The sequence below is a fragment of the Micromonospora sp. FIMYZ51 genome, from assembly GCF_038246755.1.
In the GTDB taxonomy this organism is placed as follows: domain Bacteria; phylum Actinomycetota; class Actinomycetes; order Mycobacteriales; family Micromonosporaceae; genus Micromonospora.
The window spans coordinates 3,610,503-3,626,063 of record NZ_CP134706.1 but is presented as its reverse complement, the minus strand read 5'-3'; the positions used below and the strand labels follow the sequence as shown (position 1 = coordinate 3,626,063).

The 15,561-nt window shown below is 74.3% G+C and carries 11 protein-coding genes; 8 read left to right on the top strand and 3 right to left on the bottom strand.

Annotated features, from left to right (window positions below; all coding sequences use genetic code 11):
* The first annotated feature begins 94 nt into the window (after positions 1-94).
* The 8 genes from QQG74_RS16455 to QQG74_RS16420 all read left to right on the top strand — a co-directional run bounded on the left by QQG74_RS16455 (position 95) and on the right by QQG74_RS16420 (position 12,370).
* Complete coding sequence (locus QQG74_RS16455) at positions 95-2,443, top strand: TIM-barrel domain-containing protein (RefSeq protein ID WP_341715650.1); 2,349 nt, start codon at positions 95-97, stop codon at positions 2,441-2,443.
* A gap of 266 nt (positions 2,444-2,709) precedes the next feature.
* Positions 2,710-3,927, top strand: coding sequence for an ROK family transcriptional regulator (locus QQG74_RS16450; protein WP_341715649.1), 1,218 nt, complete (start codon positions 2,710-2,712; stop codon positions 3,925-3,927).
* A gap of 257 nt (positions 3,928-4,184) precedes the next feature.
* Positions 4,185-6,626, top strand: coding sequence for a glycoside hydrolase family 3 C-terminal domain-containing protein (locus QQG74_RS16445; RefSeq protein ID WP_341715648.1), 2,442 nt, complete (start codon positions 4,185-4,187; stop codon positions 6,624-6,626).
* On the top strand, positions 6,623-7,699 hold the full coding sequence (locus tag QQG74_RS16440; RefSeq protein ID WP_341715647.1) for a LacI family DNA-binding transcriptional regulator: 1,077 nt from the start codon (positions 6,623-6,625) through the stop codon (positions 7,697-7,699). The genes QQG74_RS16445 and QQG74_RS16440 overlap by 4 nt, the downstream gene beginning before the upstream one ends.
* On the top strand, positions 7,696-9,900 hold the full coding sequence (locus QQG74_RS16435; RefSeq protein ID WP_341715645.1) for a glycoside hydrolase N-terminal domain-containing protein: 2,205 nt from the start codon (positions 7,696-7,698) through the stop codon (positions 9,898-9,900). Before QQG74_RS16440 ends, QQG74_RS16435 begins: the two co-directional genes overlap by 4 nt.
* Before the next feature lie 56 nt (positions 9,901-9,956).
* Positions 9,957-11,078, top strand: coding sequence for a hypothetical protein (locus QQG74_RS16430; RefSeq protein ID WP_341715644.1), 1,122 nt, complete (start codon positions 9,957-9,959; stop codon positions 11,076-11,078).
* A gap of 125 nt (positions 11,079-11,203) precedes the next feature.
* Positions 11,204-11,797 carry a pyridoxamine 5'-phosphate oxidase family protein gene (locus QQG74_RS16425; protein WP_341715643.1) on the top strand — a complete coding sequence of 198 codons (594 nt, stop codon included), beginning with the start codon at positions 11,204-11,206 and terminating at the stop codon, positions 11,795-11,797.
* Between the two features lie 231 nt (positions 11,798-12,028).
* Positions 12,029-12,370, top strand: a complete 342-nt coding sequence (locus tag QQG74_RS16420) for an RNA polymerase-binding protein RbpA (protein ID WP_046564157.1) — start codon at positions 12,029-12,031, stop codon at positions 12,368-12,370.
* A 73-nt stretch (positions 12,371-12,443) separates the two neighbouring features.
* Here QQG74_RS16420 and QQG74_RS16415 read toward each other — a convergent pair whose 3' ends face one another.
* The 3 genes from QQG74_RS16415 to lnt form a co-directional block, all read right to left on the bottom strand.
* Positions 12,444-13,004: an FxsA family protein gene (locus tag QQG74_RS16415; protein WP_341715642.1), complete on the bottom strand. Its 561-nt coding sequence runs from the start codon at positions 13,002-13,004 to the stop codon at positions 12,444-12,446.
* A gap of 91 nt (positions 13,005-13,095) precedes the next feature.
* A complete protein-coding gene (locus QQG74_RS16410) occupies positions 13,096-13,896 on the bottom strand; it encodes a polyprenol monophosphomannose synthase (RefSeq protein ID WP_341715641.1) in 801 nt (266 codons plus the stop codon).
* A gap of 22 nt (positions 13,897-13,918) precedes the next feature.
* The gene (gene lnt / locus QQG74_RS16405; protein ID WP_341715640.1) at positions 13,919-15,544 is read right to left on the bottom strand and encodes an apolipoprotein N-acyltransferase; all 1,626 of its coding nucleotides are present in this window, start codon (positions 15,542-15,544) and stop codon (positions 13,919-13,921) included.
* Between the last annotated feature and the right edge of the window lie 17 nt (positions 15,545-15,561).

Genomic DNA, 15,561 nt, shown 5'->3' with positions numbered 1-15,561 from the left:
ACCGATAGTTTCGGAATCGATGTCCGTCGTTGACAGTTCGTTGGGTAGTTAAAGAAACTGTCGGCACCGCCGAAACCTCTCCGAGGAGACGCCGATGCCGTACCGGCCGCCGTTGGTGCCCTACGAAACCTTCGTCGCCGACCCGCCCGACCTGCCCGTGCGCGGTCCCGGCGAGGGTGGCCCGGCCGTGGTGGGCCGGGCCGAGGTCACCGGCACCGACGCACACGGCGCGACGTTCAAGGCCGCACTGGCCGACGGGGCGACCGCGGTGGTCCGCATCGACGCGGCCGGCGACGGCGTGATCCGGGTACGACTGGCCGAGGACCCGCAGGCCCGCAGCCGCTCGACGCGCGCCGTGGCCCTGGTGCACCCCCGGCCCCACCCGGCCACTGTCACCATCGACGAGCGGCAGGTACGGGTGGCCGCCGGTGCGGTGGTCGCCGAGATCACCCTCGACCCGTGGCGGATCCGGTTCCTGCGCGCCGACGGTACGGTGCTCGTCGAGCAGGACCACGGCACGGTCGACATCAGCGGCCGGCTGCGTACCCTGCCGTTCGGCCACTCCACGGTCGACGGGGTCCGGGCCGCCTGGCACGAGAGTTTCCTCGCCCCGGGCGACGAGCGCTTCGTCGGCTTCGGGGAGAAGTTCACCCCGTTGGACAAGCGCGGCCAACGCGCGCTGATGTGGAACTTCGACGCCTTCGGCGGCGAGTCCGACCGCGCCCACAAGAACGTGCCGTTCTACCTGTCCAACCGGGGCTACGGGGTGCTTGTCGACAGCGGGCTGCCGGTGCAGTTCGACGTCTGCCAGTCCACCCACAGCGCGGTGCAGATCCTGGTCCCCGACGACCTGCTCGACTACTACGTGCTGGCCGGGCCGACCCCGGCGCAGGTGCTGGAGCGGTTCAACCAGCTCACCGGCCGGCCGTACCTGCCGCCCCGGTGGGCGTTCGGCGCGTGGATCTCCTCCGGCTTCCTGCCGGACAGCCAGCAGCGGGTGCTCAAACGGGCCCGACGCATCCGGGACAGCGACATTCCCTGCGACGTGCTGCACCTGGACTGCTACTGGCAGGTGGCCGGCTGCTGGTCGGACCTGCGCTGGAACGATCGCCGCTTCCCCGACCCGGCCGGGATGCTGCGTACCCTCGCCGACCAGGGTTTCCGGGTCTGCCTCTGGATGAACCCGTACGTGATGACCGCCAGCCCCCGCTACGCCGAGGCCGACCAGGCCGGCTACTTCCTGCGCCGCCGCGACGGCAGCACGTACGTCGCCGACGTCTGGCACGGCAGCTACCCGGCCTCGGCCATCGTGGACTTCACCAACCCGGATGCGGTGCGCTGGTTCAGCGAACTGCTGCGCTCCCTGCTGGAGCAGGGCGTGGCGGTGTTCAAGACCGACTTCGCCGAGGGGGTGCCGGCCGACGCGGTGGCCCACAACGGGATGACCGGCGTCGAACTGCACAACGTCTACGCCCTGCTGTTCAACGACGTGGTCGCCCAGGTCACCGAGGAGGTGGCCGGGCACCGCACGGTCTGGGCCCGCGCGTCGTACCTGGGTGGGCAGCGGCACAGCGCGCAGTGGAGCGGGGACGTGAACGCGACCTGGCCGGCGCTGGCCAGCACGCTGCGCGGCGGCCTGTCGCACGGCCTGTCCGGGGTGCCGTTCTGGAGCCACGACACCGGCGGGTTCCACGGCGTTCCCGACCCCGACCTGTACGTGCGCTGGGCGCAGTTCGGGGCGCTGTCGCCACTGATCCGGCTGCACGGCACGAGCAGCCGGATGCCGTGGGACTTCCCGCCCGAGGCGGCCCGGCACGCGGTGGCCGCGTTGCGGCTGCGCTACCGCCTGCTGCCCTACCTGTGGTCGGCGGCGGTGGCGTCGGCCCGCACCGGGCTGCCGATGATGCGTGCGCTGCTTGTCGACACCCCGCACGACCCGGTGGCCTGGACGGTCGACCTCCAGTACCGACTCGGCCCGGACCTGCTGGTCGCACCGGTGCTCGACCCGTCCGGCCGGCGCGAGGTCTACCTGCCCGTCGGCGACGACTGGATCGACGCGGCCACCGGCGACCGGTACGCCGGCGGGCAGTACCTGCGGGTCGACGTGCCGCTGTCGCGGGCGCCGGTGTACGTGCGGCGGGGCACCCTGCTGCCCCTGGTGGCGCCGGAGCTCACCGTGGGTGAGGGGCCGTTCGCCGACGTCACCCTGATCAGCTGGGGTGCGGTCGACGCGAGCACGGTGGTGCACGACGTCGACGGCGACACGGTCATCGAGGCGGTCCGCGACGGTGCGGAACTGCGAATTCGGACGCGAGGGCCACTGCGGGTGGGGCAGTTGGCCCTCGCTGGGGTCGGTGCGGCTGACCGACCGGCCCGGTCACTGCTCAACGGCGAGGTGGTGACCGCCGCGCCCTTTGCGGGACTCTTCCCCGAGGAGGGCTGAGGCGCCCCGTGCGGCGCCCGACCTGGACGGTGTCGGGCGCCGCACGGGACCGGGTCGCCGCGGGCGGCCTCGGACGGCGGGCACCCGCCTGCGGCGGCGGGTTTGCGCGGCGACAGGGTCCGGTTACGATTAGTTGGGGATCCAGCCGAATCAACCGCCCCACAGGACCGGGCGTGCCGGCGGTCGGGCACCATGATCGGTCCCGTCGCCGTGGTACGCGATGATGAAACGCGCGCCGTGACGGCGGCGCAGGGAGCGGGCAGATCGTGATCAGCATCCACAACGAACCGCAGCCGACCGACCTCGGCGACGTGCGGGTCGCCAACCGCGCGGTGGTCCTGCGGCACGTACGCCTGCACGCCCCCTGTTCCCGGGCGGACATCGCCGCGCGTACCGGGCTCAACAAGGCCACCGTCTCCAGCCTGGTCGGCGAGTTGATCGACCAGCGGCTGGTCCGCGAGACCGGGCTGACCGAGAACCGGGTCGGACGGCCGGCGACGATGCTGGTGCTCGACGGCGAACCGTACGCCGCCATGGGGTTGCAGATCGGCGCCGACGAACTGGTGGCCGTGGCGATCGACCTGGGCGGCAACCGGCTGCTCACCTGGCGGCGCGCCTTCGCCGCCGGCACGGTCTCCCCCGCCGAGACGCTACGCGCGCTGGCGGCGTTGAGCCGCCGCGCGATCGGCCGGGTCAGCGCCCAGGGCCGCACCGTGCTGGGGCTTACCGTGGGCGTGCCGGGGCTGGTCGACCCGGCCGGCACGGTGCCGCTGGCCACCGCCCTGGGCTGGCGCGACGTGCCGGTCGCGGCCGAGCTGCGCGCCGCCCTGCACCAGCCGCCGTTCACCGTCGGCGTCGAGACCGTCGCCAACCTCGCCGCGCTGGCCGAGCAGCGGCACGGCGCGTACGCCGGCACCACCGACCTGGTGCACCTGACCGGCGGGGTCACCGTCGGCGCGGGCATCATCGCCGCCGGCCGGCTGCTGCGCGGCGGACGCGGCTTCGCCGGTGAGATCGGCCACCTGAGCCTCGACCCGAACGGCCCGAACTGCTTCTGCGGCAGCCGCGGCTGCCTCACCGCGCTGGTCGGGCTGCCCGCCGTGGTGTGCCGGCTGCTGCCCGACGCCGCCGACGACGGCCCGATCACCGACTACCTGCCGGAGCTGGCCCGGATCGTGGCACTGGCCCGGCAGGACGACCCGACCGTGCTCAGTGGACTGGCCGAGCTCGGCCGGCACGTCGGACGCGGAGTCGCGGTCCTGGCCGATCTGCTCAACCCGGAGGTGGTGGTGCTCGGCGACCACCTCGCCGCCCTGGCGCCGTGGCTGCTGCCGGCGGCCCGCTCCGAGTTGGCCGCACGCAGCCACGCCCCCGGCGCCGGTGGGTGCCGGCTGGACGCCTCCACCCTGAGCACCCCGGCAGCACTCGGCGGCGCGACCGCCGCGCTGGCCACCGTCGAGGCCGGCCGGCTGCCCACCCGCTGACCGTCGCCGTACGCCGAGTCCGTCACCGGCCGACGCTGCGCGCCGAGTCTTGACCTGACCGGTCGCGGGGTGCCAACCTCGACTTGAGCCGCCCCGTTCGGGCACCCGGGGCGGCTTGCTTTCCGCGGTTTGTCGAAGCGCTTCGCCAGCGTCCGGGCCGACGACCGCCATCCCTCCATGACCTGCGATGCCGCTCGGCCATCCGTCGTCGAAGCGCTTCGACCTTCGGCGCGCCGGGCACCGGAAGGCGACTCACCATGACCGACCGCACCACACCCCACCCCCGGGTCGAGGACCTGTTGGCCCAGCTCACCCTCCCCGAGAAGATCGGCCTGCTGCACCAGTGGCAGGCGGCGGTGCCCCGGCTGGACCTGCCCGGCTTCCGGACCGGCACCGAGGCGCTGCACGGCGTCGCCTGGCTCGGTCCGGCCACCGTCTTCCCCCAGGTGATCGGCCTGGCCAGCAGCTGGAACCCGGACCTGGTGCGCGCCGTCGGTGCCGCCGTCGGCGACGAGGTACGCGCCAAGCACCACGCCGACCCCGACCGGGTCGGGCTCAACGTGTGGGCACCCGTGGTCAACCCGCTACGCGATCCACGCTGGGGACGCAACGAGGAGGGCTGGTCCGAGGACCCCCGGCTGACCGGCCGGCTGGCCACCGCGTACGCCCACGGGCTGCGCGGCGACCACCCCGAGCGGCTGCGTACCGCACCCACCGTCAAACACTTCCTGGGCTACAACAACGAAACCGACCGGGCCACCACCTCCAGCGACCTGCCGCCCCGGGTGCTGCACGAATACGAACTGCCGGCATTCCAGGCCCCCATCGCGGCCGGCGCCGCGGTCGCCGCGATGGCCTCCTACAACCTGGTCGACGGCGTACCGGCACACCTGAGCCCACTGATCAACGCCGAGCTGCGCCGCTGGGCACCCGGCGAGGTGCTGGTCGTCGGCGACGCGGGCGCGGTCGGCAACATCGCCGGCGTGCAGGGCCACCTGCCCGACCACGTCAGCGGCTTCGCCGCCGCCCTGCGCGCCGGCATCGACAGCTTCACCGAGGACGACACCGACCGCGGCCCCACCGCGCAGCGGCTGACCGAGGCGCTGCACCGCGGCCTGATCACCGTCGCCGACGTGGACCGCGCGGTGCGCCGCATCCTCACCATCCGGCTGCGCCTGGGCGACCTCGACCCACCGCACACCGACCCGTACGCGGCGACCGCACCGCAGGTGGTCGACTGCCCGGCGCACCGGGAACTGGCCCGCGAAGCCGCCCGCCAGTCCGTCGTCCTGCTGCACAACGACGGGCTGCTCCCCCTCCCGCCCGCGCCCCGGGTGGCCGTGCTCGGCCCGCTTGCCGACGTGGTGTACGAGGACTGGTACAGCGGCACCCTGCCGTACGCGGTCACCACCCACCAGGCACTGGCCGAGCGGCTGCCGCAGGTGAGCACCCATCCCGGCACCGACCGTATCGCGCTGCGCGTGGCCGAGGCGTACGTCGGCTGCCCCCACGACGCCGACGGCGGCCCACTGACCGTCGGCGGCGAACCCGCCTGGTTCGACGTGTTTGACTGGGGCCGCGACACGGTGGCGCTGCGCGCCGTCGGCAACGGCCGACACGTCGGCGCCCACGACGACGGCACCCTGGTCAACGATCGACCCGGACCCGGCGGCTGGGTGGTCCGGGAAACCTTCCAGTTCGATCCGCTGCCCGGCGGCACCGTGCTGCTGCGGCACCTGGCCACCGACCGGTACGTCACCGTCGATGCCGACGGCCGGCTGCGGGTCGACGCCGACGGGCCGCAGTCCGCCACCGCCTTCGGCATCGAACTGGTCACCGACGGCGCCGCCGAGGCCGCCGCGCTGGCCGCCGCCGCCGACGTGGCGGTGGTGGCGCTCGGCAACCACCCGATGGTGGGTGGCCGCGAGACCGAGGACCGGGTCGACCTGGCCCTGCCCGCCCGGCAGGAGGCGATGCTGCGTGCCGTGCACGCCGCCAACCCGCGCACCGTCCTGGTGCTGACCAGCAGCTACCCGTACGCGATCGGGTGGGCGCGGGACCACCTGCCGGCGGTGCTCTGGTCGGCGCACGGCGGGCAGGAACACGGCACCGCGCTGGCCGAAGTGCTGCTCGGCGACGCCGAACCGGGGGGCCGGCTGACCCAGACCTGGTACGCCGACGTGGCCGACCTGCCCGACCTGCTCGACTACGACGTGATCGGCGCGGACGCCACCTACCTGTACTACCGGGGCGATCCGTTGTTCCCGTTCGGGCACGGCCTGTCCTACACCCGGTTCGAGTACTCCCGGCTGCGGCTCAGTACGCCGATGGCGAGCGTCGGCGAGCAGGTCGAGGTGAGCGTGGACGTCACAAACACCGGCGAGCGGGCCGGCGAGGAGGTGGTGCAGCTCTACACCCGGCAGCGCCGTTCCCGGGTCAAGCAGCCGCTGCGTCAGCTGCGCGACTTCGCCCGGGTCACCCTCGCCCCCGGCGAGCGGCAGACCGTCACGCTGCGGCTGCGTACCGCCGAACTGGCCTGGTGGGACGCCGAGCGGGGCGGCCCGGTGGTGGAGGACGCCACCCACACCGTGCTGGTCGGGCGCTCCGCGACCGACATCCGGCAGGTCGGTGCCGTGGCGGTACGCGGCGAACCGGTCGAGCCGCGGCCTCGGCTGCACACCGCGAGCGGGGCCCGGTGAGCGGGCGCGGGCGGGTACCGTCGGGCCAGCCCACCATCGCCGACGTGGCCCGGCACGCCGGTGTCGCGGTGAGCACCGTGTCGTACGTGCTCAGCGGCAAACGGGCCATCTCCGAGGTGACCCGCAACCGGGTGATGGCAAGCATCCGGTTGCTCGGCTACCACCCCAACGCCGGCGCCCGGGCCCTGGCCAGCCGCCGATCCAACGTGATCGCCCTGGTGCTGCCGCTGCGCTCGGGCATCCAGGTGCCGGTGGTGATGCAGTTCGCCACGGCGGTGGTGACCTCCGCCCGCCGCCACGACCACGACGTGCTGCTGCTCACCTCCGACGAGGGGCCGGCGGGGCTGCGCCGCATCGCCGCCGGCGCCCTGGTCGACGGGGTGCTGCTGATGGACGTGGAACTGCACGACGCGCGGGTGCCGTTGCTGCACGAGTTGGGCCGACCCAGCGTACTGATCGGCCTGCCCGCCGAGACCTGCGGCCTGACCTGTGTGGACCTGGACTTCCACCGCGCCGGGCAGGTCTGCGTGGAGCACCTGGCGCGGCTCGGCCACCGGCGGGTGGCGCTGCTCGGTGCCCCCGCCGCCGTCTACGACCGGGGCACCGGCTTCGCGCACCGCACCCGCGCCGGGGTGCTGGAGGCCGCCGCCCGGCACGGCGTCGACGCGGTGGCGCTGCCGTGCGCGGAGAACGCCGCCGAGGTGCACCAGCAGGTGGTCGACCTGTTCGCCCGGCACCCCGGCATCTCGGGGCTGGTCGTGCAGAACGAGGCGGCCGTCGGGCCGGTGCAGGCGACGCTGGCGGCGCTGGGCCGGCGGGTGCCGCAGGACGTGTCGGTGGTGGCGGTCTGCCCGGATCAGTTCGCCGAGCACGCCAGCCCCCGGCTCACCTCCGTGCCGGTGCCGGCCGAGGAGATCGGCCGGCACGCCGTGTCGCTGCTGATGCGCAAGCTGCGCGACGAACCGGTACCGGAGAGCACCCTGCTGCCGCCCCGGTTGACGGTCCGCGACAGCACGGCCGTGGCACCCGTCGCGCCGGGCACCGTCGCGGCATTGAACCCGGCGGCGCCGTGACCGGGCCGACCCACCGGATCTGGGACACCGAGCCCGCGTCGAGCTGGGAGGACGCCTTCCTCGCCGGCAACGGCGAGTACGGGATCATGGTGTACGGCCGGCCACACGCCGAACGCATCGTCGTCAACCACCACCGGTTCGTGCTGCCCAACGGCACCCGCCACGCCCGAGCGCCGCAACTGGCCGCGCTGCTGCCCCGGATCCGGCAACTCATCCTCGCCGGCCGCCGCGCCGAAGCCGGCCGGCTGCTGGCCGGCGACACACCACTGCGCTGGACGCAGTCGTTCCATCCCGGCTTCGCACTCACCGTCGACGTGCCCGAACCGACACCGGTACGCGACTACCGCCGGCACACCGACTTCGACACCGGCGAGGTGGTGGTCCGCTGGGCCGGTGGGCAACGCCGCTCGTTCGTCTCCCGCGCCGACCGGCTGGTGGTCACCCGGTTGGACCTGGGGGCCTGTGTGGTCGGCGCCACCGGTGAGCTGCCCGGCTGTCCCGACGAGGTGCGCTACGCGGTGTCCGCGTACCGGCGCGACGGGTTGGTGTTCCTGCGGGTGCGGGGCCGCTATCCGCAGGTCGGCGGCGCGTACGGCGTCGAGGGGTTGACCCTGCTGCGCGGCGACGTGGAACTCGACGGTGACCGGGTGCGGGTGCACGGCCCGGCGCTGCTGTTGACCGTGCTCGACCGGCCCGAGGCGACCTGGCGTACGCAGGCGCTGGCCCGCCGGCTGGCCGGTCACCGCGACGCCGACTACCAGGCGCTGCTGGACCGGCATGTGGCGCGGCACGCCCCGGCGTACCGGCGGGTGGTGCTGGATCTGGAGGTGCCGGCGGCGCAGCGGGCGCTGCCGGTGGCTGACCTGCTGGCCCGGCAGGCCGCGAACCCGCACCGCCTGGACCCGGCGCTGCTGGAACGGTTGTTCCACGCCGGACGGTATCTGCTGTTCAGCGCCAGTGGGGTGCTGCCGCCCCGACTGACCGGGCTGTGGCTCGGCTCCTGGGACGCGGCCTGGGCCGGGGACTTCACCACCGACGCCAACCTGAACCTGCAACTGGCCGCGGCGAACATCGCCGCCCTGCCGGAGGTCACCGCCGCCCATGCCGGGCTGCTGCGCGACCAGGTCGAACACTGGCGGGCCAACGCCCGCGCCGTCTTCGGCGCACGGGGACTGCTGGCGCCCAGCCGCACCGACGGCGAGCACGGTCACCTGTTCCACGTCCATCCCGACTGGCCGTTCACGGCATGGCTGCCGGGCGCGCACTGGCTGCTGTTCCCGCTCTACGAGCATCATCTGGTCACCGGGGAGCCGCTCGGTGAGGTGGCCGGCTGGCTGGTGGAGGTGGCCGAGTTCTTCGTCGACTTCCTCACCGTCACCGCACCCGACGGCTCGGTGCTGTTCGTGCCGTCGTACTCGGCGGAGACCGGGCCGCTGGACGCGGCGGGCGAACCGGTGCCCGCCGCGGTGAACGCCACCATGGACATCGCCGCCGCCCGGCACGCGCTTGCCGTCGCCGCCACGCTCACCGGCGACGAACGCTTCACCGACCTGCTGGCCCGGTTGCCGGCGTACCGCGTCGACTCCGACGGGGCGTTGGCGGAATGGGCCTGGCCCGGCTACCGCGGCGACGAGGAGCACCGGCACGTCAGCCACCTGTATCCGGTGTGGCCGCTGGACGAGATCGACCCCGACGACACCCCGGAACTGGCCGCCGCCGCGCACCGGGCGCTGCGTCGGCGTGGCGACGAGAACCTGTCGGCCCACGGCAGCCTGCACCGGGCGCTGGCCGCCGCCCGGCTGCGCGACGGGAACCTGGTGGCCACCAACCTACTCAAGATCGTGGGCCGGGACATGTTCTTCCGGTCTCTGATGAGCGCGCACAACCCGGGGCGGGTCACCTACAACGCCGACGCCGCGCACACCCTGCCGGCCGTGGTGATCGAATCGCTGGTGCGGGGGCGGCCGGGCCGGCTACGACTGTTGCCGGCGCCGCTGCCCGGACTGGAACGCGGGACGCTACGCGGCGTGCGCTGCCCCGGCCGGGTCACCGTCGAGGAGCTGACCTGGCGGCCGGGTCGGGTCCGGGCCCGGCTGCGCTCGCCGGTGCGGCAGCGGCTGCGGGTCGCCGACCCCTACCGCGAGACGACCGTGACGCTGGCCGCCGGTGAGCCGATCGAGGTGGTCTCGGTCGCCGACTAGACCGGCGGCGACGGGCCCGCGGACGGGTCGGCACCCCCCACTAGACTGCCCGTTCGATGGACGTCCAGCCCGCCGCCGAGACCCGCCCCTGCGCCCACTGCGGACGTGACGTGCCGCAGCGGGCCGGTGCCGGCCGCCCGTTCCGCTACTGCCGGGACAACGACGGCGCCTGCCAGCGGGCCTCGCGTAACAGCCGGATGCGCCACCGCAACGCCCCCGGCCTGCCCGGACAGGTGGCCCGCACCTGGGAGGCGGTGGACCGGCTCGACCAGGTGGTGGCGACGCTTACCGAGGCGCTGCACGCCGAGTTGTCCCCGGCCGGTGTGGAGCGTCAACTCGCCCAGGTCCGGGCGGAGACGGCCACCGCGGTCGCCGCCGCGCAGACGGAACGCGACGAGGCCCGCCGGGAGGCCGAGGACGCCACCGCCGCCACCGTCCGGGCCCGGCAGGAAGCCGACGCCGCACGCACCGAACGCGACACCGCTCGCGCCGACACCACCGCGGCGGTCGCCGCGGCCCAGGCCGCCGACGAGCGTGCCCGGCAGGCCGAGACGGCCCGGGACGAGGCGCGGCGCGCCGCCGCCGCCGCGCAGGCACTGCGGGCACAGGCCGAGGCCGATCGGGACCAGGCCCGCACCCGCTCGGCGGCGGTGCAGGCCGACCTGGAGACCGAACGTCGCCGGTGCGCCGAGCTGACCGCCGAACGTGACGCGGCCCGCGCCGACGCCGCCCGTACCGCCGCCGACGCCGCCGCCCAGGCCGACCAGCTGCGCGCCCAGGCCGACCAGCTGCGCGCGGAGGTCGACCGGTCGCGTACCGCCGCCGACCAGGCCCGGGCGGAGCTGACCGACGCCCGTACCACCGCCGACCAGGCCGGATCGCAGGTGGTGGCGGTCGAGGCCGAGATCGCGCGGGTCCGGGCACAGGCCGCCGCCGAGCGTGACCGGGCCCAGGCGGCGGCGCGGCAGGCCGCCGCCGAACTGGCCGCCGTGCGCGCCGACCTCGACGCGGTACGCGCGGAGCTGGCCGCCGCCGAGCGTCGCCACGGCGAGCTGACCGTACGACTGCACGCGACCGAAACGGACCGCGACGAGGCCCGCCAACGGGTGGCCCAACTGGCCGGCCAGGTCGCCGACCTCGCCACCGCCCTGACCCGCGCCGCCAACGCGCCCCGGTAGCCCGCCCTGTCCCGGTGCCGGTCCAGCCGGTCACCGGCTCCGCACGACCGGCTCGGCGCACGGACCGCCGACCAGAAGTGCATGATCGCGGTCGGTGGGCGGCGGGCCGGGCGATGATGTCCGGTATGGGAAAGACGTACGAACGCATCTCCGGGCGGCTACGCGACTTCATCGAGCAGCAGCCGATCTTCTTCACCGCGACCGCTGCACTGGCCGGTGACGGCACGATCAACCTCTCCCCGAAGGGGCTGCGCGGCAGCCTCGCGGTGCTCGACGAGCAGACCGTGGCCTACCTGGACTTCGCCGGCAGCAACGCCGAAACCGTGGCCCACCTGCGGGAGAACGGCCGGATCACGGTGATGTGGTGCGCCTTTTCCGGCCCGCCGACCATCGTGCGGGTACACGGCCGGGGCGAACCGGTGTTCCGCGACGACCCGCGTTTCCCGACCCTGGTGCGACGTTTCCCGGACATCGACCCCACCGACCACGGGCTACGGGCCGTCATCGTCGTACACGCCGACCTGATCCGCGACACCTGCGGCTACGCGGTGCCGTTGATGACCTACGACGCCGACCGGGACCTGCACGCCCGGCGTTTCGCCCGCGAGGACGACGCCTCGCTGGGCCGCTACTTCGCCGGCAAGGAACACGTGGCGCGCAGCCTCGACGGCCTGCCCGGCCTGCCGTTGCCGTTGCCGCCGACGCCACGGCTGGGCTGAGCGCCCGGCGGTTCGCGTGCCGGCCTGCCCGCGTCGGTGACCCGACCGGCTACCATTCCCGCTGGCGGCGACGGTCCGCCGCGCCGATCCGGCCGGGGCACGGCCGTGGCCGGTTACCGTTGACCGCGCAGCGCGTGAAACGCCGCCGCCCGCGGCACGGCCGGGAATGGCCCGGCGGCGACGGACCGTTGCACTGACAGGACCAGCACCACCGAAGAGGGGAAGTCGATCATGGGCGAGCGTATGCTGCGCGGTAGCCGGCTGGGCGCGGTGAGCTACGAGTCCGACCGCAACACGGAGCTCGCGCCGCGGCAGACCCGCGAGTACCTGTGCGCCAAGGGACACCAGTTCGAGGTGCCGTTCGCCGTCGACGCCGAGGTGCCCACCACCTGGGAATGCAAGTTCGACGGCAGCGTGGCCCGGCTGGTCGACGGCAGCGAGCCGGAGCAGAAGAAGGCCAAGCCGCCGCGTACCCACTGGGACATGCTGCTGGAGCGGCGGTCCATCGCCGAGCTGGAGGACATCCTCGCCGAGCGGTTGCAGGAGGTCCGCACCCGCCGCGGACGCGCCTGAGCAGTACCCGCACCGCGCCCCCGGGAGTTGCTCCCGGGGGCGCGGTCATGTCTCTCACCGGCGGGCACCAGCCTCAGCGCTGGCGCGGCTCCACGATCTCACCCTCGATGGCCCCGCCGCCGTCCACCACCGGCTGCTGCTGCGCCACCGACGCGGGCCCGGTGCTCGCGGTCGGCTGCGCCGGCTGCTCGGCCGACTCCTGCGGCGCACCCCGGTACACCCGCACCCGACGCGGCCCGAACAGGTCACCGGCGGCCATCGACGACATCCGGCGCTCGGCGGAACGCTGCATCCCGACCCGCGCCACCCGACGCACCGGCGGCACCAACAACACCAACCCCACCAGGGCACTGACCAGACCCGGCGTGGCCAGCAGCAGCGCACCGAGCAGACCCACCAGACCCTCGGTCACCTCACGGCCCGGCGGCCGGCCGGAACGCGCCGCCTCCCGGAACCCCCGCCACGCCCGGATCCCCTCCCGGCGCAGCAACACCAGCCCCAGCAGCGAGGCCGCGAACACCAGCAGCGTCGCCGCGCCGAACCCGATAGTGCGGCCCACCAGCACGAACACGGCCAGTTCCGCGGCCACGGACACCAGCAGAACCAACGGCACGAACTTCACTGCTCGGCGCATATCACCCCATCCGCCGCACGGCGTCTCGACCTCTGCGGCCCGCCCGGCAGGCGCGACCGTCTGCGTACCTCAAGCATGACACGACCGCCGCTCAGGGCCACCGGGCCTGCCCGACGGTCACCGCACGCCACCCGCGCCGCATCGCCGTACGGCGGTCCCGAACCGCCCAGCCGGTGATCCGCCACAGCGCCTCGGCCACGATCAGCGGACTCATCTTGCTGGCCCCCCGTTCCCGCTCGGCGAACGTGATCGGCACCTCCACGATCCGCGCCCCGGCCCGGTGCGCCAACCGGGACAACTCCACCTGGAACGAGTAACCCTGCGAGCAGACCGACTCCAGCTCCAGCGCGTCCAACACCGTCGACCGGTACACCCGGTAGCCGCCGGTGGCGTCGGCCACCGGCACCCCCAGCGCCAGGCGCGCGTACAGGTTGCCGCAGCGCGACAACACCAGCCGCCGCAGCGGCCAGTTCACCACCCGCGCGCCCGGTGTCCACCGCGAGCCGATCACCACGTCGGCGTCGCGGGCGGCGCGCAGCAGCGCCGGCAGATCCTCCGGGGCGTGCGAACCGTCGGCGTCCATCTCCACCACCGCGTCGTAGGCACGCTGCCGCGCCCACGCGAACCCCGCCAGGTACGCCGCACCCAGGCCCTGTTTGCCGTCGCGGTGCAGCACGTGCACCTGCCCGTCGACGCGGGCCATCTCCTCGGCCACGGCACCGGTGCCGTCGGGGCTGTTGTCGTCGGCGACCAGGATCTCCACCTGCGGCGCGGCCTGACGTACCCGCCGCACGATCGCCGCGACGTTGTCAGCCTCGTTGTAGGTCGGGATGACCACCAGGACCCGGCCCACCCCAGGCACCCCCGCCCGGATGTCGGTCCGCTGCGCCACCGCCGCCCCCTCTCGCCCGGGCCTAGCCGGGCCGGGCACCCGCCCGCCGCCGCAGCACGGCCGCACCGGCAAGCGCGACCACGCACAACCCGGCCAGCAGCACCTCCGGCAGCATCCCGACCCGGGTGGCCAACGTACGCCCCTCGGTCAGCGGCAGCTGCCGGACCACCACCGCCCGGGTGTTGAACCCGGTGGCGTCGCTTACCCGCCCGTCGGGGCTGACGAACCCGGACACCCCGACCGTGGAGGCCATCAACGCCGGCTTGCCGTGCTCCACCGCCCGCAACCGCACCATGGCCAACTGCTGACGTGCCTCGGCGACGTCGAACGTGGCGTTGTTGGTCTGCACCACCAGCAACTGCGCCCCACCGACGACCGTGTCCCGCACCAGCCCGTCGTAGGCCACCTCGAAACAGATCACGTCGCCGAGCACCACCGCCGGGGTACGCAGCACCCCCGGTGAGGTGCCGGCCACGAAGTCCGCCCGCACCCGGTCGACCTGGTCGCTGACCATCCGGGCGATCCGGCGCAGCGGCACGTACTCGGCGAACGGCACCGGATGCCGCTTGATGTACAGCTGCGCCAGGTCGGGGCCGGTGTTCGGGTGCCACAGCAGCCCTGCGTTGCGTACCTGACCGGCACCCGGTCCGGCCAGCACCGCACCCACCAGGATCGGTACGCCGACCGCGTCGGCGGCGGCCGAGATCCGGGCCCCGGCACCCGGGTTGCGCAGCGGGTCGATGTCGCTTGAGTTCTCCGGCCACACCACCAGATCCGGGCGGGGCCGGGTGCCGGCGGCGACCTCCTCGGCCAGCGTGATCGTGGCGTTGACGTGGTTGTCCAGCACCGCCTGACGCTGGGCGTTGAAGTCCAACCCGAGCCGCGGCACGTTGCCCTGCACGATGGCCACCGTCACGCTCTGCTCGGCACGGGCCGCCGCCACCGGCACCAGCAGCCCACCGCCGAGCACCAGCACCGCAGTGGCGGCACTGCCGGCCGCCGGCACCCACCACCGGCCGTCGGCGGCGCCACGAGGGGCCCGCAGCAGCCACCAGAGCGCGGCCACCAGCAGCCCGCCGGTCAGCGCCACCGCGAACGTGACCAGCGGGGCACCGCCGAGCGCGGCCAGCCGCAGCAGCGGCGAACCGTCCTGCCCGAACGCCAGCCGGCCCCACGGGAACCCACCGAACGGGGTGCGGTCGCGCAGCGCCTCCTGCCCCACCCACAGCACACCGGTCACCGCCGGCCACGTCACCGGCAACCGGTCGACCAGCGGCGACACCCAGGCCGACGCGGCACCCAGCAGCGCCAGGTAGCCGGCCTGCAACAGCGACAACAACACCCACGGCAGGTAGCCGGTGTGCAGGTTCGTCCAGGCCAGCAGCGGCGCGAACAGGGCCAGACCGGTCAGGAAACCCAGACCGGCACCGGCGCGCAGCCGCCGCCGGTGTGTCGCCGCGGCCAGCAGCGCCACGCCCACCGGCGCCAGCGGCCACCACCCGTACGGCGGGAACGCCACCAGCAGCGCCAGCCCGGCGGCCACCGCCATGACCACGGCCACCGGCAGCCGCACCGGCGCCGGCCCGGCAGGCGGCGCCACGGCGGCGGGCCGGTCCACGGCCGGTGCGGAGGAGTCAGGCGCGATCACGCGCCGAAGGCTACCCG